The 24,303-nt window shown below is 45.4% G+C and carries 17 protein-coding genes and 2 pseudogenes; 15 read left to right on the top strand and 4 right to left on the bottom strand.

The features are described from left to right. Positions 1-5: 5 nt before the first annotated feature. The 5 genes and pseudogenes from pyrI to P4S58_RS00290 all read left to right on the top strand — a co-directional run bounded on the left by pyrI (position 6) and on the right by P4S58_RS00290 (position 5,705). Positions 6-469 (top strand): annotated as a pseudogene (gene pyrI, locus P4S58_RS00310) (aspartate carbamoyltransferase regulatory subunit). Positions 470-818: 349 nt separating this feature from the next. Next, positions 819-1,313 (top strand): arginine repressor, encoded by a 495-nt coding sequence (locus P4S58_RS00305; RefSeq protein WP_102953937.1) that lies wholly within the window; start codon positions 819-821, stop codon positions 1,311-1,313. 285 nt (positions 1,314-1,598) lie between these two features. Then, positions 1,599-2,906 carry an anaerobic C4-dicarboxylate transporter gene (locus P4S58_RS00300; protein ID WP_042484899.1) on the top strand — a complete coding sequence of 436 codons (1,308 nt, stop codon included), beginning with the start codon at positions 1,599-1,601 and terminating at the stop codon, positions 2,904-2,906. 188 nt (positions 2,907-3,094) lie between these two features. Further along, positions 3,095-4,900, top strand: coding sequence for a protein-disulfide reductase DsbD (locus tag P4S58_RS00295; RefSeq protein ID WP_102962822.1), 1,806 nt, complete (start codon positions 3,095-3,097; stop codon positions 4,898-4,900). Between the two features lie 175 nt (positions 4,901-5,075). Then, the gene (locus tag P4S58_RS00290) at positions 5,076-5,705 is read left to right on the top strand and encodes a response regulator (RefSeq protein WP_042484894.1); all 630 of its coding nucleotides are present in this window, start codon (positions 5,076-5,078) and stop codon (positions 5,703-5,705) included. Between the two features lie 14 nt (positions 5,706-5,719). On the opposite strand, the gene P4S58_RS00285 is transcribed toward P4S58_RS00290, so the two are convergent. Beyond that, positions 5,720-7,465: a potassium/proton antiporter gene (locus P4S58_RS00285; RefSeq protein WP_102962821.1), complete on the bottom strand. Its 1,746-nt coding sequence runs from the start codon at positions 7,463-7,465 to the stop codon at positions 5,720-5,722. A 378-nt stretch (positions 7,466-7,843) separates the two neighbouring features. Here P4S58_RS00285 and P4S58_RS00280 point away from each other — a divergent pair, with 378 nt between their 5' ends. Together P4S58_RS00280 and P4S58_RS00275 are read left to right on the top strand one after the other, a co-directional pair. Continuing rightward, positions 7,844-8,110: a DUF4212 domain-containing protein gene (locus P4S58_RS00280; RefSeq protein ID WP_020329362.1), complete on the top strand. Its 267-nt coding sequence runs from the start codon at positions 7,844-7,846 to the stop codon at positions 8,108-8,110. 12 nt (positions 8,111-8,122) lie between these two features. Beyond that, positions 8,123-9,826, top strand: coding sequence for a sodium:solute symporter family protein (locus tag P4S58_RS00275; RefSeq protein ID WP_102962820.1), 1,704 nt, complete (start codon positions 8,123-8,125; stop codon positions 9,824-9,826). A 95-nt stretch (positions 9,827-9,921) separates the two neighbouring features. On the opposite strand, the gene P4S58_RS00270 is transcribed toward P4S58_RS00275, so the two are convergent. Next, positions 9,922-10,593, bottom strand: coding sequence for a 7-cyano-7-deazaguanine/7-aminomethyl-7-deazaguanine transporter (locus tag P4S58_RS00270; RefSeq protein WP_102962819.1), 672 nt, complete (start codon positions 10,591-10,593; stop codon positions 9,922-9,924). A 397-nt stretch (positions 10,594-10,990) separates the two neighbouring features. Here P4S58_RS00270 and gmk point away from each other — a divergent pair, with 397 nt between their 5' ends. The 6 genes from gmk (at position 10,991) to P4S58_RS00240 (ending at position 18,858) form a co-directional block, all read left to right on the top strand. Further along, a complete protein-coding gene (gene gmk / locus P4S58_RS00265; RefSeq protein ID WP_042484885.1) occupies positions 10,991-11,614 on the top strand; it encodes a guanylate kinase in 624 nt (207 codons plus the stop codon). A gap of 97 nt (positions 11,615-11,711) precedes the next feature. After that, positions 11,712-11,984 carry a DNA-directed RNA polymerase subunit omega gene (rpoZ, locus tag P4S58_RS00260; RefSeq protein WP_004728487.1) on the top strand — a complete coding sequence of 91 codons (273 nt, stop codon included), beginning with the start codon at positions 11,712-11,714 and terminating at the stop codon, positions 11,982-11,984. Between the two features lie 41 nt (positions 11,985-12,025). Further along, positions 12,026-14,146 (top strand): bifunctional GTP diphosphokinase/guanosine-3',5'-bis pyrophosphate 3'-pyrophosphohydrolase, encoded by a 2,121-nt coding sequence (gene spoT / locus P4S58_RS00255; protein ID WP_042484881.1) that lies wholly within the window; start codon positions 12,026-12,028, stop codon positions 14,144-14,146. Positions 14,147-14,401: 255 nt separating this feature from the next. After that, a complete protein-coding gene (trmH, locus tag P4S58_RS00250; protein WP_102941250.1) occupies positions 14,402-15,088 on the top strand; it encodes a tRNA (guanosine(18)-2'-O)-methyltransferase TrmH in 687 nt (228 codons plus the stop codon). 67 nt (positions 15,089-15,155) lie between these two features. Continuing rightward, the gene (gene recG, locus P4S58_RS00245; protein WP_102962818.1) at positions 15,156-17,234 is read left to right on the top strand and encodes an ATP-dependent DNA helicase RecG; all 2,079 of its coding nucleotides are present in this window, start codon (positions 15,156-15,158) and stop codon (positions 17,232-17,234) included. 220 nt (positions 17,235-17,454) lie between these two features. Continuing rightward, positions 17,455-18,858, top strand: coding sequence for a uracil-xanthine permease family protein (locus P4S58_RS00240; protein ID WP_146029076.1), 1,404 nt, complete (start codon positions 17,455-17,457; stop codon positions 18,856-18,858). A gap of 73 nt (positions 18,859-18,931) precedes the next feature. Here P4S58_RS00240 and envZ read toward each other — a convergent pair whose 3' ends face one another. After that, on the bottom strand, positions 18,932-20,236 hold the full coding sequence (envZ, locus tag P4S58_RS00235; RefSeq protein ID WP_042484870.1) for a two-component system sensor histidine kinase EnvZ: 1,305 nt from the start codon (positions 20,234-20,236) through the stop codon (positions 18,932-18,934). Between the two features lie 211 nt (positions 20,237-20,447). Further along, entirely contained in the window at positions 20,448-21,167 is a 720-nt protein-coding gene (gene ompR, locus P4S58_RS00230; protein WP_042484867.1) for an osmolarity response regulator transcription factor OmpR, read from the bottom strand. 152 nt (positions 21,168-21,319) lie between these two features. On the opposite strand from ompR, the pseudogene greB reads away from it, so the two are divergent. Then, positions 21,320-21,795, top strand: a pseudogene (gene greB, locus P4S58_RS00225) (transcription elongation factor GreB). A 101-nt stretch (positions 21,796-21,896) separates the two neighbouring features. Continuing rightward, positions 21,897-24,251 (top strand): Tex family protein, encoded by a 2,355-nt coding sequence (locus tag P4S58_RS00220; RefSeq protein WP_102962816.1) that lies wholly within the window; start codon positions 21,897-21,899, stop codon positions 24,249-24,251. Positions 24,252-24,303 lie beyond the last annotated feature (52 nt).

The following is a 24,303-nucleotide window of genomic DNA, read 5'->3' as shown; positions in this document are numbered from 1 at the left end:
CCATCATGACTAAGAAACATCAATTGCAAGTTGAAGCCATTCGCAACGGCTCTGTCATCGACCATATCCCTGCAAATCTGGGGATCAAAATATTATCTCTGTTCAAGATCAATGAAACAAATCAACGTATTACCATTGGTTTGAACCTGCCTTCATCAGAGCTTGTACAAAAAGACCTGATAAAAATTGAAAATGTTTACCTTAGCAAAAGTCAGGCAAATCAATTGGCTCTTTATGCCCCTAATGCCACCGTCAATCAAATTGAGAACTATATGGTGGTCAATAAACTAAAGTTGACTCTACCTGAACAGATTACGGGAATATTTAGCTGCCCAAACAGTAACTGTATCTCGCATGGAGAGCCGGTCGATAGTCAATTTAACGTCTTTAAAAAAGAAAAAATGTGCAGTTAAAATGCCATTATTGTGAAAAAGTATTCTCTCGCGAAATAATGACTGAATCAAAATAGTACCCACAACCACACAGTGTTCAGTCCGACGCTAAACACTGTGTGTTTTTTCTCTTTTCCCTAATATGCATAATCTTTCAAAATCAACATAATTATCCAAAATATTATTAAATTAATAGTTTTTTATTTGGTGATCTTATTCAAAAACCCAATTATTTATCGATGCTATTCTGCTCATCGATTAGTTTTCAAAATAATATGCGAAAGCAATTTTCTTTGAATAAGGATACATCTGGACCTAATGAATCTCTCGTTAGATGCCATCGTCACTCTAAGGATCTGAGTGTGTAACAGAAAAGGGATGACCACTATTTTTCACGCGAGAGCGTAGTTAGATGAGGAGTTACCCGTGAATAGACACATTCCATTAGTTACTTATGAATCCGAAGATGACTCATTAGCTAATGCTTGTAAGCGTTTATTACATCAACAAAGCTTCACCAACCAGAATGAGTTACGTGAGAAGCTTGTCGAAATCGGTTACACAGGTATCAGCCAATCTACGGTATCTCGTCTGCTATCACAGTTAGGTGTTGTAAAGGTACAAAACGCCTGCGGTAAAAAGGTCTACTGTATTACCGTTGAAACCGCTCCTGTTCGCATCGAATCTTCTATCTCCTCGCAAATCGAGTTAATTACACATAATCAATCTAACGTCATTGTCAAAACGCATCCTGGCAGTGCTCAACTGGTCGCTCGTCTTGTTGATATAGATCCTCATAACGAAATACTAGGCACAATAGGTGGAAACGATACGGTACTGATTATTCCCAGAGACGTAACACAAATAGAGAAATGCGAAACGGTTGTTAGAGAACGTTTGGGATTACTTTCCGCGTCTTAGCGACGAGAGTGTTGTAGGAAAAGTCTGCGCCAAAACAGGTAAGAGTGCCCAATAAGTTGTACTAGATTGCGGATTACTGACAGTTAAAGAGCTAGATAACATATTCTTTATTGAAAACCTGATGCGTCCACAGTATAAAGCGAAGCGCTACGAGTCAGTGATTCAAACAAAGGGTTCTGATAAAGAACCTTTTATAGTAAAAAAACGTAAAAACAAATTGATAAAAATAACTGCAACGGACTGCAAACCAATATTTCTTTTTCATTTACTAAACGAGGTATCACTATGGTTTGGGTCGAGCTATTAGTCGTTCTTCTCTTCATCTTTGTAGGGGCACGCATTGGCGGCATTGGTATTGGCTTAGCAGGTGGTGCAGGTGTTATTGCACTTTCTCTGGGTCTTGGTGTACCAACTAGCCAAGCATATATTCCTGTTGATGTAATTCTTATCATCATGTCTGTAATCACAGCGATTGCTGCGATGCAGGTGGCTGGTGGTATGGATTGGCTGGTACAGATTGCAGAAAACTTCCTGCGCAAAAATCCACAACGTATTACGTTTTATGCGCCAATTGTAACGTTCATCATGACTTTGATGGCTGGTACAGGTCATACCGCGTTCTCAACTCTTCCAGTGATTGCTGAAGTTGCAAAAGGACAAGGGGTTCGTCCATCACGCCCTCTTTCTATTGCAGTTGTTGCATCACAAATCGCGATCACAGCTTCACCAATCTCTGCGGCTGTTGTTGCTTTTGCAGCAATGCTTACTCCGTTTGGCGTTGATTACTTAACGCTTTTAGCTGTGTGTATTCCAACGACGTTTGCGGCTTGTATGGTTGGTGCGCTTGTTTCTAACTTCATGGGCGGTGAGTTGAAAAATGATCCTGTTTACCAAGACCGTTTAGAGAAAGGCTTGATTAAACTTGCCGACAAACAGCAACGTACTATTTTGCCAACAGCGAAAACAGCGACTTATATTTTCCTAGCGGCTATTGGTTTCGTTGTTTGCTACGCAGCAGCAATCTCTAAATCTGTTGGTTTGATTGAAAACCCAGCTTTAGGCCGTAACGAAGCAATTATGACAGTAATGCTGGCAGCAGCGGCACTGATCGTATTAGTCACTAAGATTGATGCAGCGAAAATTTCAAGTGCACCAACATTCCGTTCAGGTATGACTGCATGTGTGTGTGTACTGGGTGTGGCTTGGTTAGGTTCAACCTTCGTAAATGCTCACGTTGCAGACATCAAAGATGTGGCTGGCGCACTATTGGCTGAAAATCCATGGATGCTGGCTATCGTATTGTTCTTTGCTTCTATGCTGCTTTACTCACAAGGTGCAACCACAGTGGCACTAATGCCTGCGGCGTTAGCAATCGGTGTGGCTCCTCTTACAGCCGTCGCATCTTTCGCAGCGGTTAGTGCTCTGTTTGTTCTGCCGACTTACCCAACGCTACTTGCTGCGGTTGAGATGGATGACACGGGTTCAACGCGCATTGGTAAATATGTGTTCAACCACCCATTCTTCATTCCAGGTGTGGCGACAATTGCTTCAGCAGTAACATTCGGCTTCCTATTTGGCGGACTATTCATCTAGTTCTGATTAATCCATTAAAAGCCAGATAAGAAATAACCCGCGAGATTCGAACGACCTAAAGTTGGATGAATTCGCGGGTTTTGTTTTACTTCGATGAAACTTATTCGCTCTCATATCGGTCTGATTGAGTTAATATGGCACAATAAGTTGTCGCCTGTGCCATTCACTCTCAACCAGAAATTGATTAGATGATACGTAAATTTTTCTATTTTTTGCTACTGACACTATCTGTATTTAGCCATTCAGCATTTGCTGTATTTGGTAACAACAATACACTTTCGGTGAGTAATGACGGCAATAAGTTTGTTCCTGTTGATCAAGCTTTCCCGTTTAATACCTTCCAGCAAGGCGATCGCCTTTTCGTTGACTGGCAAGTAAAAGATGGCTACTACTTATATCAAGATCGCATCACAATCAGTGCTGAAAACGTCATATTAGGTGACTATGAACTGGTTGATGGCGAGCCTTATCATGATGAATTCTTTGGTGATGTCACCATCTACACCACTCCGCTCTCTATTGAGCTGCCACTGAGTGACTACCAACTTGGTGCACGTATTATCATTCAATATCAAGGATGTGCTAAAGCAGGTTTCTGCTATCCACCAGAAACACGAGTGGTGGAAATCAGTAAGTTCGACTTTTCACAACCTGTTGATTCTGAGAAAACGGCCGCCGGGCAAAACAACAATACACAAAACGAGTCACAGCCTGCGAGCATTAAAAATGCACCGATTTCAGAACAAGACTCGTTAGCAGGCAAACTGTCACAAAACTGGTGGACACCATTACTGTTCTTAGCATTAGGCGTTGGTTTGGCTTTCACACCATGTGTTCTGCCTATGTACCCGATTTTGACGGGTATCGTTTTAGGTAATGGGCAGTTAACTCATAAGCGAACCTTGTTATTGAGCGTGGTTTACGTTCAAGGTATGGCGCTGACCTACACTCTATTAGGTTTGATTGTTGCTTCTGCTGGTTTGCAGTTTCAGGCTGCGCTCCAACACCCTTATGTTTTGGTTGGCCTGAGCGTAATGTTTGTGTTACTCGCACTGTCAATGTTTGGCTTGTACACACTTCAATTGCCAAGCTCATTGCAAACTTGGTTAAGCAATCTGAGCAATCAACAACGAGGTGGCCGTCTTGCAGGCGTTTTTGCTATGGGCGCAATTTCTGGCTTAGTGTGTTCACCATGCACAACTGCACCGCTCTCTGGTGCTTTACTCTATGTGGCGCAAAGTGGTGATTTACTTACCGGTGGTGTCGCGCTTTATGCACTGGCTATTGGGATGGGTATTCCACTGATTCTGGTCGCCGTCTTTGGCAACCGCTTGTTGCCGAAAGCTGGCGCTTGGATGGGCAAAGTAAAAACCGCGTTTGGTTTCATTCTTCTTGCTGCACCTATCTTCCTACTGGAACGATTACTGCCAGAAATCTGGGCAACAGCGCTTTGGTCTGCTCTGGGCTTCACAGCTTTTGCTTGGCTATATCATGTTAAAAACAGCTTACCTTTTGGTGGCTGGAAACAGAGTACGCTCGGTATCATTGCGATTCTTGGATTACTGGCCTCAGCTCAGCCTGCTTTGAATTACTGGTTTAATGGTGCTCAGACAGAGCAGCAGCAATCAACCATCAGCTTCAAGCGCATTGCGAATGTGGATGAACTGAACGCTGAACTGGAAAAAGCCAAATTAGCGGGTAAGGCTGTGATGCTCGACTTCTACGCCGATTGGTGTGTAGCGTGTAAAGAGTTCGAAAAATACACCTTCCACCAGCCAGATGTTGAACAAAAACTGAAATACATCGTACTGCTACAGGCCGACGTCACACGTAATCAGCCACAAGACATTGAATTGCTTAAACAGATGGATGTACTTGGCTTACCCACCATCGAGTTTTGGAACGATAAGGGCGAGAGAGTACCGAATGCGCGAATAACAGGTTTCATGCAAGCAGAGCGTTTTTTACAACACCTAAAAGACCATCAGATCTAAATTTTCATCTCCTCACGCGACAAGGTTTGACCCTATACGTCAAACCTTGTTGTGGTATTCATCTTCATGCAGATAAAAACTGGATATAGTTCAGACTTTTAGTCTATGGACATTGTTCCAAACCTCAAACCAGACAATAATTTATTTAACGTAATTGTTAAAAGTGTTTAACGTCATGGATTCGACATACACCATCATCATCGCTGATGATCACCCGCTGTTTCGAAACGCATTGTTTCAATCCGTTCATATGGCGATAAGCGGTGCAAATTTGCTTGAAGCAGACTCTTTAGATGCTTTACTCAAACTACTTGAAAAAGATCCTGAACCGGACTTGCTGCTGCTGGACCTTAAAATGCCCGGCGCTAACGGCATGTCTGGCCTTATTCAATTACGTGCGGAATATCCGGATTTACCGATTGTAGTGATCTCTGCCAGCGAAGAGTCTTCTGTGGTATCACAGGTGAAGAGCCATGGTGCGTTCGGTTTTATTCCTAAATCCAGTGACATGCGCGCTTTGATCAGCGCTTTAAATCAGGTACTTAACGGTGAACCCTACTTCCCTGAAGGCCTGATTACCAACAACGAAGCCTGTGATGATCTGGCGGGTAAAATTGCCACCTTAACACCTCAGCAGTATAAGGTACTTGGTATGCTTTCTGACGGCCTGCTGAATAAGCAAATTGCCTATGAGTTGAATGTTTCGGAAGCCACTATCAAAGCTCATATGACAGCGATCTTCCGAAAACTGGGAGTAAAAAGTAGGACTCAGGCGGTTATTTTACTCAAAGAGCTGAACAACTAATCACGTGTCCAACGTTACTCGCTTGACTCAACAACGTCTTCCTCGGCTGGCAAACGCAAACCTACTTTAGTTACTTGCCAGTCGACAACATCTGCAACCACCCAATGTAATCCATACCACTCAAAGTGGTCACCCAGTACTGGGGTTGTACCCAAATGTTCTGTCACTAAATCCTTTAGTGTCATATCAGCGCGGAATGGACCTAATTCCAGACCGTATATCATCGCAACATCAACCAGTTTCGAGTCTACATCTAGGAAGAAATCACCAAAGAAGCGTGCGAAGGACTCTTTCATCGGCGCTTCACTAAACAGCTGGCTCAACGCCGTCAAATCTTTCTCTTGAGCAACAACACAAAGAATATCGCCGGATTCTAATCGAGTACTACCGGAAGGATGAAGTAAGGCTTTGTCGCGGAACAATGCCGCAATACGCGTCCCCTCAGGCATAAAGAGATTACGAATTGGCTCGCCGATACACCATTTTTCCTTCTTTAGCTGATAAACAAACAGCTCCCACTCACTGGTTGGAAAGATCTCAAGCCCAGAGCGCGAAATGGGTTCAGGTTTCGAAGGCAGCTCCACTTTCGCCAGACTCATTGCCTTAGTCAAAGAGCCACCTTGAACTATCAGCGATACCATCACTACGAAGAAGGCCAAATTGAAGTAAAGCTTAGCATCCGGTAAACCCGCCATCATAGGGAACACCGCAAGAATGATCGGTACTGCGCCGCGCAATCCTACCCATGAAATGAACCATTTCTCTCTTGAGGTGAAGCTTTTAAACGGCAGCAAACTTATCCAAACTGAAATCGGTCGAGCAAACAGAATCATACCAAACGCTAATGCGAGGCCCGGCAGTGCAATGGTTAACAAGTTTGTCGGAGTAACCAACAAACCAAGCACAAGGAACATGCTAATTTGTGCCAGCCATGTCATGCCATCCAACACGTTTAAAATTGAATGGCGGCTGCGGGTTGGTCGGTTTCCTAGCAGTAAGCCCACCAGATAAATGGACAGAATCCCACTGCCACCAAGTGCATTCGCCAGAGCAAAAATGATCAGTCCACCGCTCACGGTAAGAATGGAATACAGACCTTCTGGGAGCTTAGTCGTGTTAATAACTTTCCATAGTAACCAACCACCAGATAGCCCTAATAGCGCTCCCACACCAAACTGCTGAACGAAGTTAAGCGCTAAGAAACTGACACTGAAATCACCGCTAACGCTGCCCAGAATGGCAATCATTGTCACGGTTAAAAACACCGCCATCGGATCGTTAGTTCCCGACTCTATTTCTAGAGTAGCCCCCACACGTTCATTAAGACTGCGTCCTTTGAGCAAGGAGAATACAGCGGCAGCGTCGGTCGAGCCTACAATAGCGCCGACCAGAATGCCCTGCATCAGCGACAGATCAAACAACCAAGTGGCTAATGCACCTGTAATTAAAGTGGTCAAAGCGACACCGAAGGTCGCTAACGAAACCGAGGGCCAGAAAGCAACTTTAAAACTCGCCACTCGCGTTCTCATACCACCATCAAGGAGGATAATTGCAAGAGCCAAGTTGCTGACTAAATACGCTAACGGATAATTATCAAATAGTATTCCTCCGGGCCCGTCTTCACCCGCAAGCATGCCAACGGCAAGAAACACCAATAAAATCGGAATACCCAATTTCGAAGATACAGGACTGAGCAGTACACTCAGCGCGATCAACAGTGCACCAACCAGAAAAAAACCGTTTATCGTTATCGCATCCAATCTTTCACCTTTCCAACTGACTCAAACGTTTATAGATACATATTTATTATGCTCTCCATTGTGCACATCTTTATTACCTACGTCAGAAAAGTCTGTGTAAATAATTGCAACGTTTTCTCCCTCATTATCATTAGTCGTCAATGCCTGTTACTTACACAGTTATTTCCCCACTTCTGCACTCCGACCTTATACTTTCGGCTAATTTAACAGTTAATTAACATTCAAAAAGCAAACCGAAACAAACCAAAACCACATAAATACAATAAGTTATAAATAAAAATTTACAGACTAAAGTTGCACAGATCTCTTGCCTCAACACTGCTAATGTATAAATCGTAACATTACGTTAACACAACACTTAACAGGAAGGAGAAGGCCATGGCGTTCGAATCTACAGAACATGCTCAAGCCTACTGGAAAGAAAACTTGGGGATTATGGGATCACTGCTCGCAGTGTGGTTCTTGGTGTCTTATGGCGCAGGCGTTTTATTCGTTGATGCGCTAAATAGCATTCATTTAGGCGGCTTTAAGCTTGGATTCTGGTTTGCACAACAGGGCTCAATCTACACATTCGTCGCTTTAATCTTTATTTACGTTGCGCGCATGAACTCGCTCGACAAGAAATATAACGTGCATGAAGACTAAGAGGTTTTAGAAATGGATATTCAAACTTGGACGTTTATTCTTGTTGGTCTCTCTTTTGCTCTCTACATTGGCATCGCCATTTGGGCTCGAGCGGGATCAACCAGTGAATTCTATGTCGCTGGCGGCGGTGTACACCCTGTAGCGAACGGTATGGCGACAGCCGCAGACTGGATGTCAGCAGCATCTTTCATCTCAATGGCAGGTATCATCTCATTCATCGGTTACGATGGTACGGTTTACCTAATGGGTTGGACAGGCGGCTACGTTCTGTTGGCACTATGTTTAGCACCTTACCTACGTAAGTTCGGTCAGTTCACTGTTCCAGATTTCATTGGTGAGCGTTACTACTCGAAAACAGCTCGTATGGTTGCAGTATTCTGTGCGATCTTCATTTCGTTTACTTACGTTGCAGGCCAAATGCGCGGTGTAGGCGTAGTGTTCTCTCGCTTCCTAGAAGTAGACATTAACGTTGGTATCGTTATCGGTATGGCGATTGTGTTCTTCTACGCTGTACTTGGTGGCATGAAAGGCATCACTTATACGCAGGTAGCTCAGTTCTGTGTTCTCATTTTCGCCTTCCTTGTACCTGCAATCTTTACGTCAATCATGATGACAGGCAATCCACTACCACAAATTGGTATGGGTTCAACCATCGCAGGAACCGATGTTTATCTGCTTGATAAACTAGATGGTCTAACGCAAGAACTTGGCTTTACTCAGTACACTGAAGGCAGTAAGAGCATGGTGGATGTATTCTTCATCTGTGCTGCACTGATGGTGGGTACTGCGGGTCTTCCACACGTAATCATTCGCTTCTTCACAGTACCAAAAGTACGTGATGCGCGTATCTCTGCGGGTTGGGCACTACTGTTTATCTCGCTACTTTATACTACTGCACCGGGTGTTGCTGCGTTTGCTCGCGTAAACCTAATCGAAACGATTAACGGTTCTGATATGCAAGGTGTTCCTGCTGAACAAGCACCAAGCTGGTATAAAAACTGGGAAAGCACTGGTCTAGTTAAATGGGAAGATAAAAACGCCGATGGTCGTATGTTCTACTCTGGTGACGCTCGTAACGAGATGAACATCAACCGCGACATCATCGTACTGGCTTCTCCTGAGTTGGCTAAACTTCCTAACTGGGTTGTTGGTCTACTAGCAGCAGGTGGCCTAGCTGCAGCACTATCTACAGCAGCAGGTCTACTACTAGTAATCTCTACATCTATCTCTCATGACTTGTTGAAGAAAGGCTTCAAGCCAAACATGACCGATAAACAAGAACTGCTCGCCGCTCGTCTGGCTGCAATTGTGGCTATCGTTGGCGCAGGTTACTTGGGCATCAACCCTCCGGGCTTCGTAGCGCAGGTGGTCGCCTTCGCCTTCGGCTTGGCCGCGGCATCCTTCTTCCCTGCCATCATCTTAGGTATTTTCTACAAGAAGATGAACAAAGAAGGTGCTATCGCAGGTATGGTTGCAGGTATCGTGTTCACAGCGGCGTACATCATCTACTTCAAGTTCATTAACCCAGCAGCAAGTACACCTGACAACTGGTTCTTCGGCATCAGCCCAGAAGGTATCGGTACTCTAGGTATGTGTTTGAACTTTGTGGTCTCTATCGTGGTGAATAAATTCACTGCAGAAGTACCAACTGAAGTACAAGACATGGTTGAGTCAATCCGCTTCCCTAAAGGTGCAGGCACAGCTCACGACCATTAATACGCAAAAAGGTTGGGCGAAAGCGTCTCAACTCTAGCGATAACAAAAAAGCCCAAAGCATTGCTTTGGGCTTTCTCTTTTTCGTTCGGTGCAAATTAAGCGTTAGCATCCACCGCAGTAAAACTTGGATTTACTGTAGTCAGTTTGCGGATCAGGTAGTTCAGTAACACACCATACATAGGCACAAATAAACCAAGGCTGATCACCAGTTTAAAGCCGTAATCGACTAAAGCGATTTCCGTCCAGTGCTCTGCCATAAATGGATCTGGGCTTTGGTAGAATGCAATACCGAAGAAAGCGACAGTATCTAAAGCATTACCAAATAGTGTTGATGCGGTCGGTGCTACCCACCACTGCTTCATTTGACGTAAGCGGTTAAACACATGTACATCCATGATCTGACCAAGTAGATAAGCCATGAAACTTGCAATCGCGATACGCGCGACAAACATGTTTAACTCGCTTAATGGGGCTAAACCTTGGAACTGACCTTCATAGAACACTACGGAAAGCAGATACGAAACCACAAGTGAAGGCAGCATTACGTAAAAAATGATTTTACGCGCAAGGCCAGCACCAAAAATACGCACCGTTAAGTCAGTCGCTAAGAAGATAAATGGAAAAGTGAAAGCGCCCCAAGTGGTATGCAAACCGAATACGGTAAACGGGATTTGTACCAGATAATTGCTTGATGCAATGATCACTAAGTGGAACAGAACCAGAAATGTCAGGGCTTTGCGCTGTTGCGCAGGGGTAAAGTTACTCATATTGTACCTTTTTAGTTTGATTTGGGGGCGAGGGAACCCAAATGAAGCTTGCGCTTCTCACTGATTGTCATTCGGAAGATTTGGCTCTCCCGAGCTAAGGGCGGCGATTATACATTAATCAATTTTGCCTGCAATAGTTCACAAAATAGCAAACGTTTTCCAACCGCCGTTAAATATATAAGCTTGGTTTGCTTAGAAATAATGACGTTGACGGGTCAATAATTGCGCCACTTTTGACCTTTTCCTTGAGAAGATCCACAAGATCATGCTAATCTTCCGCTCCATTTTTCTAGCCTAAATTTCGTCAATTCGATGAAATAATTAAGCTAGTGCTATCTTTAAGAGTGTCGGAGCACAATCCGATCACGCAATCCCAAACCAAAGTGGAACCAAATAAATGGGCAAAGGTACTCTGTATATTGTCTCTGCACCAAGCGGCGCAGGTAAATCAAGCTTGATCGCAGAAATGTTGGAACACAACCCAGCCTATGCGATGAAAGTATCCGTGTCGCACACTACTCGTGGTATGCGTCCGGGTGAGCAAGATGGTGTTCACTACCATTTTGTGCAGAAGGAACACTTTGAAGCGTTGATCGAAAAAGGCGAATTTCTGGAATACGCAGAAGTCTTTGGTAACTACTACGGTACTTCACGTGTCTGGATTGAAGAGACCCTTAATAAAGGTATTGATGTCTTCTTAGATATCGACTGGCAAGGTGCTCGCCAAATCCGTGAGCAAATGCCAAAAGCGAAGAGTGTCTTTATTCTTCCGCCCTCAAACGGTGAGTTAGAACGTCGTTTGAATGCACGTGGCCAAGACAGCGAAGCTGTTATTGCTAAGCGTATGGCAGAAGCTAAATCTGAAATTTCTCACTACCACGAATACGACTACATCATCATTAATGATGACTTCGATACCGCCCTAACCGATTTTAGAGCGATCATTCGTGCAGAGCGATTAAAGCAAGATAAGCAAGCTGAAAAATACAAAGGTATGCTTAAAGCACTACTCGCAGAGTAATTAAACGTATTATTAACAACCCTACTAGCTAGAAACCGCTACCGTAAGGTTGTATACTTTCTCGTCATTCAACATTTTTGTTTATATTGGAGTTCTCATGGCACGCGTAACTGTTCAAGACGCTGTTGAAAAAGTTGGCAACCGTTTCGACCTAGTTCTGATTGCGGCTCGCCGCGCTCGTCAAATGCAAACTGGTGGTAAAGATTCACTTGTGCCTGAAGAGAACGATAAGCCAACGGTTATCGCTCTTCGTGAAATCGAAGAAGGTCTTATCACTAAAGACGTACTTGACGCTCGTGAGCGTCAAGAGCAGCAAGAGCAAGAAGCAGCTGAATTAGCAGCAGTGAGCAGCATTGTTCACAACCGTTAATCCCTGCAAGTAAGAAAATAGACAACTCTCGGGCCTATAATTTGTATCTATTCGATAGCCTCAAAGACGTTGCCCAGGAATATCTCACAGAGCCTCAACTTGAGGCTCTGCGCCAATCTTATATAGTGGCAAGAGATGCCCACGAAGGGCAAACCCGCTCAAGCGGCGAACCTTATATTATCCATCCAGTGGCAGTAGCTCGAATTCTGGCTGAAATGCGCTTGGATTTGGAAACACTACAAGCAGCCCTCCTTCACGACGTTATCGAAGACTGTGATGTCACCAAAGAAGATTTAGAAGCTCAATTTGGTCAAGCCGTGGCTGAACTGGTTGACGGTGTATCTAAGCTCGACAAACTAAAATTCCGCGATCGCAAAGAAGCTCAAGCAGAGAACTTCCGCAAAATGGTTCTTGCTATGGTGCAAGACATCCGCGTGATTCTTATTAAGCTCTCCGACCGCACGCATAACATGCGCACGCTAGGCGCTCTTCGTCCGGATAAAAAACGTCGAATTGCCCGAGAAACCCTAGAGATTTACGCACCACTCGCCCACCGTTTAGGTATTCACAACATCAAAACTGAGTTAGAAGAACTGGGTTTTGAAGCGTTATATCCAAACCGTTATCGGGTTCTGAAAGAAGTCGTAAAAGCGGCACGTGGTAACCGTAAAGAGATGATCCAACGTATTCACAGTGAGATCGAAGGCCGCTTACAAGAAGTTGGCTTACCGGCTCGTGTGTTTGGTCGTGAGAAAAACCTCTTCTCCATCTACAACAAGATGAAGACCAAAGAGCAGCGTTTCCACACAATTATGGATATCTATGCGTTTCGTGTTGTGGTTGATAGCGCTGACACCTGTTACCGAGCACTCGGTCAAGTACACAGCTTGTATAAACCACGTCCGGGTCGCATGAAAGACTATATTGCGGTTCCGAAAGCGAACGGCTATCAGTCTCTGCATACCTCGATGGTAGGTCCACACGGCGTTCCGGTTGAAGTTCAGATTCGAACCGAAGACATGGATCAAATGGCAGACAAAGGTGTGGCAGCACACTGGTCATATAAAGCCAATGGTGACCGCACTGGCACCACTGCACAGATTAAAGCTCAGCGCTGGATGCAAAGCTTACTTGAGCTACAACAAAGCGCAGGTAACTCGTTCGAATTTATCGAAAACGTTAAGTCTGATCTCTTCCCGGATGAGATTTACGTCTTCACTCCTAAAGGTCGTATCGTTGAACTGCCTGTTGGCGCAACCGCTGTAGACTTCGCGTATGCGGTACATACCGACGTGGGTAACACCTGTGTAGGTACTCGTGTTGATCGCAACCCGTACCCATTAAGTAAGCCTCTGAAAAACGGTCAGACCGTTGAAATTATCAGTGCTCCGGGTGCTCGTCCAAACGCAGCATGGCTCAACTACGTAGTGACTTCACGTGCTCGTACTAAGATCCGTCAGGTTCTGAAGACCATGCGTCGTGAAGAATCGGTCAGCTTGGGTCGTCGTCTGCTTAATCATGCCTTGGGTGAAGAGTCGATCACTACTATCAGCCAAGAGAGCATTCAGCATGTTCTCAGCGATCTGAAACTGTCCAGCGTTGATGATTTGTTAGCCGCGATTGGTCTTGGCGAATTGATGAGTATCGTGATTGCCCGTCGTCTGCTAGGCAATGCTGATGAATTAACAGAAGTAGAAAGCAAAGACGGCCAACCTAAGAAGAAACTGCCGATCCGAGGTGCAGAAGGTATTCTGTTAACCTTTGCGAACTGTTGTCACCCAATTCCGGATGACCACATTATTGCACACGTTTCTCCGGGTCGTGGCCTTGTCGTGCACCGTGAAACCTGTCCTAACGTACGCGGGCATCAGAAAGAGCCTGATAAGTACATGGCAGTGGAATGGACCAAAGATTACGATCAGGACTTCATCACTGAACTGAAAGTCGATATGCAAAACCGCCAAGGCGCGCTAGCTGAGTTGACTAATGTGATTTCCAAGACAGGCTCCAATATTCATGGTCTGTCGACAGAAGAACGTGATGGTCGTCTGTACACTGTGACGGTGGTATTGACCACCAAAGATCGTGTTCATCTTGCTGGTATTATGAAGAAGATTCGTGCTATGCCAAATGCACCGAAGGTGAGACGCAGAAGGCACTAATAGCGCCGATGCTCAAGTAACCTAACGATGTAGCCCTTGATATGGCCTATCAAGGGCTTTTTTATTTAATGTGGTAAGCCTTTCCCAGCCACAGACTATACCCAAACTATTTAAATTTGCAGGTAGGCGGCAAGTGAGTGAATCTCCATGAGCATAATAAACTATGTGATTGGGGTGAACGAACGTAGACCCCATACAAAAACATAAAGCACTGCAGCTTCAAGTAGGAAAGGGATAAAGCATAGAAAATTTATTATGAACTTAGAACGTTACACTCGAATTCAAGAGGTGCTGAAAGCACGCCAACCTGATCTGACGGTATGTTTAGAAGAAGTACACAAGCCGAATAACGTCTCTGCGGTCATTCGTACTGCAGATGCAATTGGATTACACAAAATCCATGCGGTTTGGCCGAGTAAGCAAATGCGAACTCTTGGACATACCTCAGCAGGCGCTCGTAACTGGGTCGAAGTGGACACTCACGACAATATTCAAGATGCGGTAAAAGCACTAAAAGCGCAGAACATGCAGGTATTAGTGACCAACCTTTCAGAAACTGCGGTGGATTTTCGTGAAATCGACTACACCAAACCGACAGCAATTATCGTGGGTAGCGAAAAAGTGGGCATCTCAAAGCAAGCTCTTGAGCTGGCCGATCAAGACATCGTTATCCCTATGGTCGGAATGGTGCAATCACTCAACGTTTCTGTTGCTAGCGCACTGATTCTGTATGAAGCACAACGTCAACGCCAAGCTGCGGGCATGTATCAGCAAGAAAAAAGCCCGCTTCCTGAAGAAACCATTCACCGAATTCTGTTTGAACGTGGTCATCCTGTATTAGCCAAAGTGGCTAAACGCAAGAAGCTTCCTTACCCACCTCTGGATGATGAAGGCCAAATTGTGGCGGATGAATCTTGGTGGAAAGCGATGCAGAGCAAATAATTTCCCTGTACAAAAACACAGCTTAATGTTTGAATAACCCTTATTTCAAACAGCTAAATGGTTGATTATGTCTCAGCTTTTATCAGCAATTCCATTAACCTCACTTTCCGGAGTGGGTGCAAAAGTGGCCGAAAAACTGGAGAAAGTTGGGCTTATAACCGTACAGGATTTGCTGTTCCACCTGCCGTTGCGTTATGAAGACCGCACTCGAATCTACCCGATTGTAAAACTGCATCCTGGCCTTTGGGCGGCGGTGCAAGGTAAAGTGATGGCGGTCGATACTACCTTTGGCCGTCGTAAAATGCTGACAGTAAAAATCAGCGACGGAAACGGCACGTTGACTCTGCGCTTCTTCAACTTTACCGCAGGGATTAAAAACAACTTTACCGAAGGTAAGTTAGTACACGCTTACGGCGAAATTAAGCGTGGCAATACAGGGTTGGAAATCATCCACCCTGAATACAAGTTCTATTTCCCAGAGCAAAAACCCGATGTTGAAGCAAACCTGACGCCAGTCTACCCAACCACTGAAGGTCTGCGTCAGCTCACTCTACGTAGCCTGACTGATCAGGCGCTATCTCTACTTGATAAAGCAGCAGTGCAAGAACTGCTTCCATCCGGTTTATACGATCATCAAATTACTCTGGCTCAGGCACTGCATACCATTCATCGTCCGCCATCGGATATCGATTTAAGTCTGTTTGATGATGGTCGCCACCCAGCACAGATTCGCTTGATTATGGAAGAACTACTGGCACAGAACCTTTCAATGCTAGCGGTTCGCAGTAAAGGACAGCAAGATGTTGCCCTTCCTCTTAAAGCGTCAGACACGCTGAAAAATCAATTGCTGGAACAATTACCTTTTTCACCAACCAATGCCCAGACTCGCGTGGTTAACGAGATAGAAGCAGACCTTGAGAAACCTCATCCAATGATGCGTTTAGTCCAAGGGGATGTGGGTTCAGGTAAAACACTGGTTGCGGCACTAGCAGCAGCAAGAGCGATTGAAAACGGCTACCAAGTCGCTTTGATGGCACCAACAGAGTTGCTCGCAGAGCAGCACGCCATTAACTTCAGCCAGTGGTTTGAAGCTATGGGTATCAAGGTTGGCTGGTTAGCAGGCAAACTCAAAGGCAAAGCCAAAGAAGCCGAGCTCGCGCGTATTGCCAGTGGCGAAGTAAAAATGGTAGTGGGTACTCACGCACTGTTTCAAGAGCACGTGGTATTCGATCATTTAGCCTTGGTGATTATCGATGAGCAGCACCGTTTTGGTGTCCACCAGCGTTTGGAACTACGCGAAAAAGGCGCTAAACAAGGTGCGTATCCGCATCAATTGATCATGACAGCAACCCCTATTCCTCGAACGCTGGCGATGACAGCGTATGCGGATTTGGAAACCTCAATTATCGATGAACTTCCTCCGGGCAGAACACCGATTCAAACCGTCGCAATTCCGGATACCAAACGCGATGATATCGTTGAACGAGTACGTAATGCTTGTCTGAATGAAGGTAAGCAAGCTTACTGGGTATGTACTCTGATTGATGAATCAGAAGTCTTAGAAGCGCAAGCCGCAGCAGACACTGCGGAAGAGCTGCAACACAAACTGCCTGATGTCAAAATCGGTTTAGTGCACGGCAGAATGAAACCAGCCGAGAAGCAACAGGTCATGCAGGCATTCAAAAATAATGAGCTGCACCTTCTGGTCGCCACCACTGTGATTGAAGTGGGTGTTGATGTTCCCAACTCAAGCTTGATGATCATCGAAAACCCAGAGAGACTTGGTTTAGCCCAGCTCCACCAGCTGCGTGGTCGTGTTGGCCGAGGCTCTGTTGCCAGTCATTGTGTACTTCTGTACCACGCGCCACTTTCAAAAACAGCGCAAAAACGCCTAGGTGTACTGCGCGAAAGTAACGATGGATTTGTTATCGCGCAACGAGATTTGGAAATTCGTGGTCCCGGTGAACTACTCGGTACCAAGCAAACCGGTTTGGCTGACTTCAAAATTGCAGATTTAGTGCGAGATCAACGCTTAATTCCAGAAGTTAAGCGCATAGCTCGTCATATTCACGACAATTATCCAACAAACGCAACCGCAATTATTGATCGTTGGCTTGGCGAACGAGACGTTTACGCGAAAGCTTAGTCATTGAATTTATTCATCATATTTTCCTTTGCACCAACTTAAAGCAAACGTTTGCTTTTTACAGTTATTACTCTATAATCGCCGCAAAATTTAGCCTTATTTTTTTAAGACTAATTTCCAGAGCGGAATCTGATTAACAGCAATCACAGACAACCATTCTGCTCCACAAGCAATGCCCATTCAGCGCATTTTTGTGTACGACTCAATTAGGAAAATAAAAATGACAACCGAAAACGCGGCTCGTAAGTCCGATCTTGTCTATCAACTCAATGACAGACCACCTTTGCCACACACTTTATTCGCTGCTCTTCAGCACCTGCTAGCTATGTTTGTAGCTGTTATCACGCCATCCCTTATTATTTGCCAAAGTTTAGGCGTACCAGCAGCAGAAACAAACACCATCATCAGCATGTCACTGTTTGCCTCAGGTGTGTCTTCTTTCATTCAAATTCGAACCATTGGTCCTATCGGCTCTGGCTTGTTATCCATTCAAGGCACCAGCTTTAACTTCTTAGGTCCAATCATTGGTGCTGGCTTAGCGCTTAAAGCTGGCGGCGCAGATATTCAAACTATGATGGCCGCTATTTTCGGTACCATCCTTGTTGCTTCCTCTGCTGAAATTCTGCTTTCTCGTGTATTGGAATTCGCTCAGCGCGTTATCACTCCGCTAGTATCAGGCATTGTGGTGACATTGATCGGTTTGACACTGATTCAAGTAGGCTTAGTCTCTATGGGTGGTGGTTACGCAGCGATGGGTGACGGCACTTTTGGCAGCCTAGATAAACTTGCCCTTGCGGGAACCGTTCTTGCCATCATCGTTCTGCTTAATCGCGCTCGCAACCCATACATTCGCGTAGCGTCTATTGTGATTGCGATGGTTGTTGGCCTCGCCTTGGCTTATTTCATGGGTATGGTTGATACCAGCAAAATGAGTGAGACAGCACTTATCGCTCTGCCTGTACCAATGCAATATGGCTTAAGTTTCGACTGGTCGCTGTTTATTCCATTGGTGCTGATTTTCCTCATCACGGCATTGGAAGCGATCGGAGATATTACCGCTACATCTGAAGTTTCTGGTGAGCCAGTAAAAGGTCCAGTTTACATGAAGCGTATCAAAGGTGGTGTATTGGCAGATGGTCTCAACTCTGCAATTGCTGCGGTATTCAACAGCTTTCCGAACTCAACCTTTAGTCAGAACAATGGTGTGATTCTACTGACTGGCGTTGCTAGCCGCTACGTAGGTTACTTTATCGCTGGTATGTTAGTGCTGCTAGGTTTGTTCCCAGGAGTGGCTAGCTTTGTACAACTGATTCCAGAACCGGTATTAGGCGGAGCTACCATCGTAATGTTCGGGACTATCGCCGCAGCGGGTATTCGCATCATCGCTCGTGTGGATTTAGATCGCCGAGCAATTCTGATCATGGCTCTGTCATTTTCTATGGGTCTTGGTATTGCTCAGAAGCCAGAAATTCTGCAGTTCATGCCTGACTTTGTGAAAAGCATTTTCTCAACAGGTGTTGCCGCTGGCGGTATCACAGCAATTTTGTTGAACCTTTTGCTACCAGAAACGAAACCGGCAAGAAAAGAACAGCCAGAACAAGAACTTGAACAAGCTTTAGATTAGTAATCTGTAATCTTGAAATAAGAAAAAGGCTCGCGTTTATGCGAGCCTTTTTCTTGTATATTCAGTTAATTAGCTATTTAGTTGGAAAACTAATCTGAGCTCGTAAGCCGCCTTCGCTGCGATTACTCACCACCACAGAGCCTCTGTGCTGACTGATAATACGCTTAACAATGGCTAACCCCAGACCTGTGCCTTCACTACCCCGAGCCGTATCACCACGAGTAAATGGTTCAAACACCTTATTCACCTGACTTGGTTCAATACCGGGACCGTTATCCTCAACACACACCCAAACCATACTGTTGTCCGCAGTCACGCCAGAGCTGACTCTCACCCAGCCGTTACCGTAACGAACGGCATTCACCACCAAGTTACTGACCGCACGCTTAATCGCGATGGGGTTACCAAACGCATTCGCTTTGCCTTTGTGCAGTTCAACTTCGATCTGCACTTCGTATCCCCCTTCAGAGCTTGCCACGTCCTGCGCAATATCATTCACGTTGACGACTTCGAAGGTCTGCTTATTCACTGGCTTTAAATAATCCATAAACTGGCTGATGATCTCATTGCACTCTTCAGTGTCACTAATGATCCCTTCTGCCAGATAGCTGTCTTCCGGTGACATCATTTCTGTGGCAAGACGAATACGAGTTAGTGGCGTACGTAAGTCGTGACTGATACCCGCCATCAACAAGGCTCTGTCTTCTTCCAAAGCCTGAATGCCTTTTGACATCTGATTGAATGCTCGTGTTACTGAGCGAATTTCAGAAGCGCCTCTTTCAGGCAATGGCGGTGGAACCTCCCCGCGACCAACAGCTTGTGCCACTTTTTCCAAAGCGATTAGCGGCCTGTTCTGCATACGGATAAACAACCAGCCGCCAAAAATAATCATTAATGCCATGATAATGCTGTTACGGAATAGAGGAGAAAAATCCTTTTCACGTAACTCAGATAAAGGAATTCGAAGTAATTGTCCCGGTATCGCCTCGATTTTCATCCACAAAACATAACTTTCTGCACCAGACATCATACGAACTTCCGTGGGCGAACCCAGTTCCAGACTCATATCTTCGCTCATTAGATCAATACTAACTGCATGCTCAAATTCACTGGCAATCGGGCTGTCTTCAGGATGAATGGTCACCCCAAGTTGTTCGAGAACACGACGACGTAAAAGTGCATCCATCGGCACGCCCGTATCTTGATTGACCGTATCATCAAGCATCAGATTGATTTCATGACTGAGGATTTTGTTGAACTGCTTTAAGCTTGGCATCAGCGCGTAATTAAAAACGGCGTAATACGAGTAAACCTGACTGGCAATGAGCAGGCTTAAAAAGAGAAGAATGGATTGAGTAAACGAGCTACGAATACGCATATTTTGCCTATGTTTTTATCGACGAGTTGTTCAAACTGCTTTGACAGACCAGTGTGACCTACAGCCCGAAGTCACATACTGATTGTTGCAGACAGAGGTTTACCGTCAATGAAAATTACAGATAAAGGCGCGCGTAGAGAAGAGAGATAACACGCGCCATTGAGTTTAATCAGCCGACGCGTGGATACAGCAGCATAAGTTAAACTTACGCTTAGTTTAATTTACCGTCGGGAACGAATACATAACCTAAGCCCCACACAGTCTGAATGTAGCGTGGTTTACTTGGGTCAACTTCCAGCATACGACGTAAACGAGAAATTTGTACGTCGATTGAACGTTCCATTGCCGAGTATTCACGACCACGAGCCATGTTCATCAACTTATCACGAGATAACGGCTCACGTGCATTCATCACCAGCGCTTTCAGTACGGCGAATTCACCTGAGGTCAAAGGCATTGGCTCTTCACCACGGAACATTTCACGAGTACCTAGGTTCAGGCGAAACTCACCGAACTCCACCAAAGACTCTTCAGAGCTTGGCGCTCCCGGTGCTTCAATAGTTTGACGACGCAATACCGCTTTAAGACGCGCTAATAGCTCACGCGGGTTAAAAGGCTTGGTCAGGTAATCATCCGCGCCGATTTCTAGGCCAACGATACGGTCGATCTCATCGCCTTTCGCTGTCAGCATCAGAATAGGAATCATATTGTTTGAATTGCGCAGACGACGACAGATAGATAATCCGTCTTCCCCAGGCAACATCAAATCCAGCACCATGATATGGAAGGTTTCACGAGTTAATAGGCGGTCCATTTGCTCACTGTTCGCAACACTTCTAACTTGGAAGCCTTGCTCAGATAAGTAACGTTCCAACAGCGCACGCAGACGTGCATCGTCATCGACCACTAAGACTTTAAAGTTTTCTTGCATTTACGCCCTACCTATTTCGTTATTCGACCCCATACACTTCTGGGATAGTGAAATGTAACACCGTTCTGACGAAAGTAATTCAAAGAATTGTTAACGTTTATTTCTTTTTTAGCTAATGTAGCAGCCAGTTGCAATTACCATAAGTCAGGAACATGAAGACAAACCTTATTACACGTGAAGGCTTTGATCGTCTAAAAAAAGAACTGGATACATTATGGCGCGAAGAACGCCCTGAAGTAACAAAAAAGTGACTTGGGCAGCCAGCCTAGGTGACCGCAGCGAGAACGCTGACTACCAGTACAACAAGAAACGATTGCGTGAAATAGATCGTCGTGTTCGTTACCTGCGCAAACGTCTTGAGCAGGTAAAAGTCGTAGACTACTCACCACAGCAAGAAGGCAAAGTGTTCTTTGGCGCTTGGGTAGAAATTGAAAACGAAAATGGCGATTCAAAAGCATTTCGTATAGTCGGTCCTGATGAAATCTACGGCGATGCGAAAGGTTATATTTCCATTGACTCACCAATGGCTCGTGCACTGCTGAAAAAAGAGGTGGACGATGAGTTTGTTGTTCACACACCTGAAGGACCGAAAGAGTGGTTCGTCAACTCTATTCGATACCAAGATTAATATTTTCAAACAGTGAAGCCGCATATAGTTCAAGACTGGAAATTTCGGTTTCACAGCCCCATATAGCCCTATTAGTACCAATGAATTAAAGAGATCTACGGATGAGCAAAGCTATCTGCCACTTGATTGCCAATGAGCTAAACGTTCGCTCAGAGCAAGTCATCGCAGCCGTCAACCTAATTGATGATGGCAACACAGTTCCTTTTATCGCTCGTTACCGTAAGGAAGTGACTGGTGGTCTGGATGATACCCAACTGCGTACTCTGGATAGTCGACTGTCTTATTTGCGTGAACTTGAAGACCGCCGTCAAACCATTCTTAAATCGATTCAGGATCAGGGCAAACTGACACCTGAATTAGAGAAAGCCATTTCTGAAACTGACAGCAAAACCCGCCTTGAAGACCTGTATCTGCCATACAAACCAAAACGTCGAACCAAAGGTCAGATCGCGATCGAAGCAGGTTTAGAACCTTTAGCAGACAAGCTGTGGAATGAGCCACAGACAGATCCAGAATCTGAAGCTGCGCTCTATATTGCCGCAGACAAAGGTATCGAAGACACCAAAGCGGCTCTGGATGGTGCTCGCGCCATCATCATGGAACGTATTGCTGAAGATGCAGACTTGCTGGAGAAAATCCGCCGTCACTTGACTCGTAATGCTGAGCTGGTTTCTCGCGTGGTTGCAGGGAAAGAGCAAGAAGGTGAGAAATTCAAAGACTACTTTGAGCACCAAGAACCTGTGAGCAAAGTGCCGTCTCACCGCGCGTTGGCAATGCTTCGAGGACGTAACGAAGGTTTCTTAACCCTGACTCTAAATGCAGATCCAGAGCTTGAGGAAATCGCACGTCAGTCTCATTGTGAAACCATTATTGCGGAACATTACGGCATTCACTTAAGCCAAGCACCAGCAGACGCTTGGCGCAAGCAAGTCATTAGCTGGGCATGGCGTATCAAGGTTTCTATGCATATGGAAACCGAGCTAATGGGCACAATGAAAGAGCGTGCTGAAATCGAAGCCATCAACGTTTTCGCAACTAACCTGAAAGACCTGCTCATGGCGGCACCTGCTGGTCCTCGCGCTACCTTAGGTTTAGACCCGGGTTTACGAACTGGCTGTAAAGTGGCGGTGGTTGATTCAACCGGTAAAGTGCTTGCGACAGATACCATTTACCCGCACCAACCGCAAAACCAATATGACCGTGCAATGCAGACGGTATCAGCATTAGTCAAAAAACATAACGTAGATTTGATTGCGATTGGTAACGGTACTGCTTCTCGTGAAACCGATTCCTTTGCGGCTGAGATGATCAAACGTGATGGCCTGAAAGTGCAAAAAATCATGGTCAGCGAAGCGGGCGCTTCGGTTTATTCGGCCTCTGAGTTAGCAGCAAAAGAATTTCCGAATATGGATGTGTCTTTGCGCGGTGCAGTATCAATTGCTCGTCGTCTACAAGACCCGCTGGCTGAGTTGGTGAAAATTGATCCGAAATCAATCGGTGTCGGTCAGTATCAGCACGATGTGAGCCAATCTCTGTTGGCAAAGCGTCTGGACGCGGTTGTTGAAGACTGTGTAAACGCCGTCGGCGTGGATGTGAATACCGCTTCTCCAGCTCTGTTAACTCGTGTTGCTGGCCTTTCAACTGTGCTAGCGCAGAACATTGTCGACTACCGTGATGAAAATGGTCGTTTCAATGCTCGTACTGATCTTAAGAAGGTCGCGCGTTTAGGGCCAAAAGCTTTTGAGCAGTGTGCTGGCTTCCTGCGCATTATGAATGGCAAAAACCCGCTTGATGCATCAGCTGTTCACCCTGAAGCCTATCCTGTGGTGAAAAACATTGCTGAAAAAAACAAGCAAGACATTAAAGCTTTGATTGGTAACAGTGATTTCCTCAGTCGTTTACGTGCCGTGGATTACACCGATGAAAACTTTGGTGTGCCAACCGTTAGCGACATCATTAAAGAGCTTGATAAGCCGGGACGCGACCCTCGTCCTGAGTTTAAAACAGCCACTTTTGCTGATGGTGTTACCAAAGTTTCTGATCTTGAACCGGGTATGGTGCTGGAAGGCGTCGTGTCTAACGTGGCGAACTTTGGTGCCTTTGTGGATATTGGTGTTCACCAAGATGGCTTAGTGCATATCTCTGCGCTGACCGATCGTTATGTATCCGATCCACGTGAAGTGGTGAAAGCTGGCGATATCGTTATAGTCAAAGTGATGGAAGTAGATGTCCAGCGTAAACGTATCGCGCTTTCTATGCGCCTGAACGATGAACCGGGTCAAGACAGTCGTCCAGCACATTCTGACAACGCTCAGTCAAGGGGAGATCAACCTAAGGGGAATCAACCTAGAGGCAATCAACCACGCGGAAACAACCGTTCTTCCCAAGGAAATAGATCTCAAGGTGGTGGATTTAATAGCGCCTTTGCAGACGCTTTTGCTAAAGCGAAGCGCTAACGCTCCTAAGTGAACCCCGAGCCTTCATTTCAAAACAAAAGAATTTATCGCT

The sequence above is a fragment of the Vibrio sp. Hal054 genome (assembly GCF_037162405.1).
In the GTDB taxonomy this organism is placed as follows: Bacteria; Pseudomonadota; Gammaproteobacteria; order Enterobacterales; family Vibrionaceae; genus Vibrio; species Vibrio diazotrophicus.
Note: the sequence above shows the minus strand (reverse complement) of the source record. Positions and strands in the feature narration are given on the sequence as shown.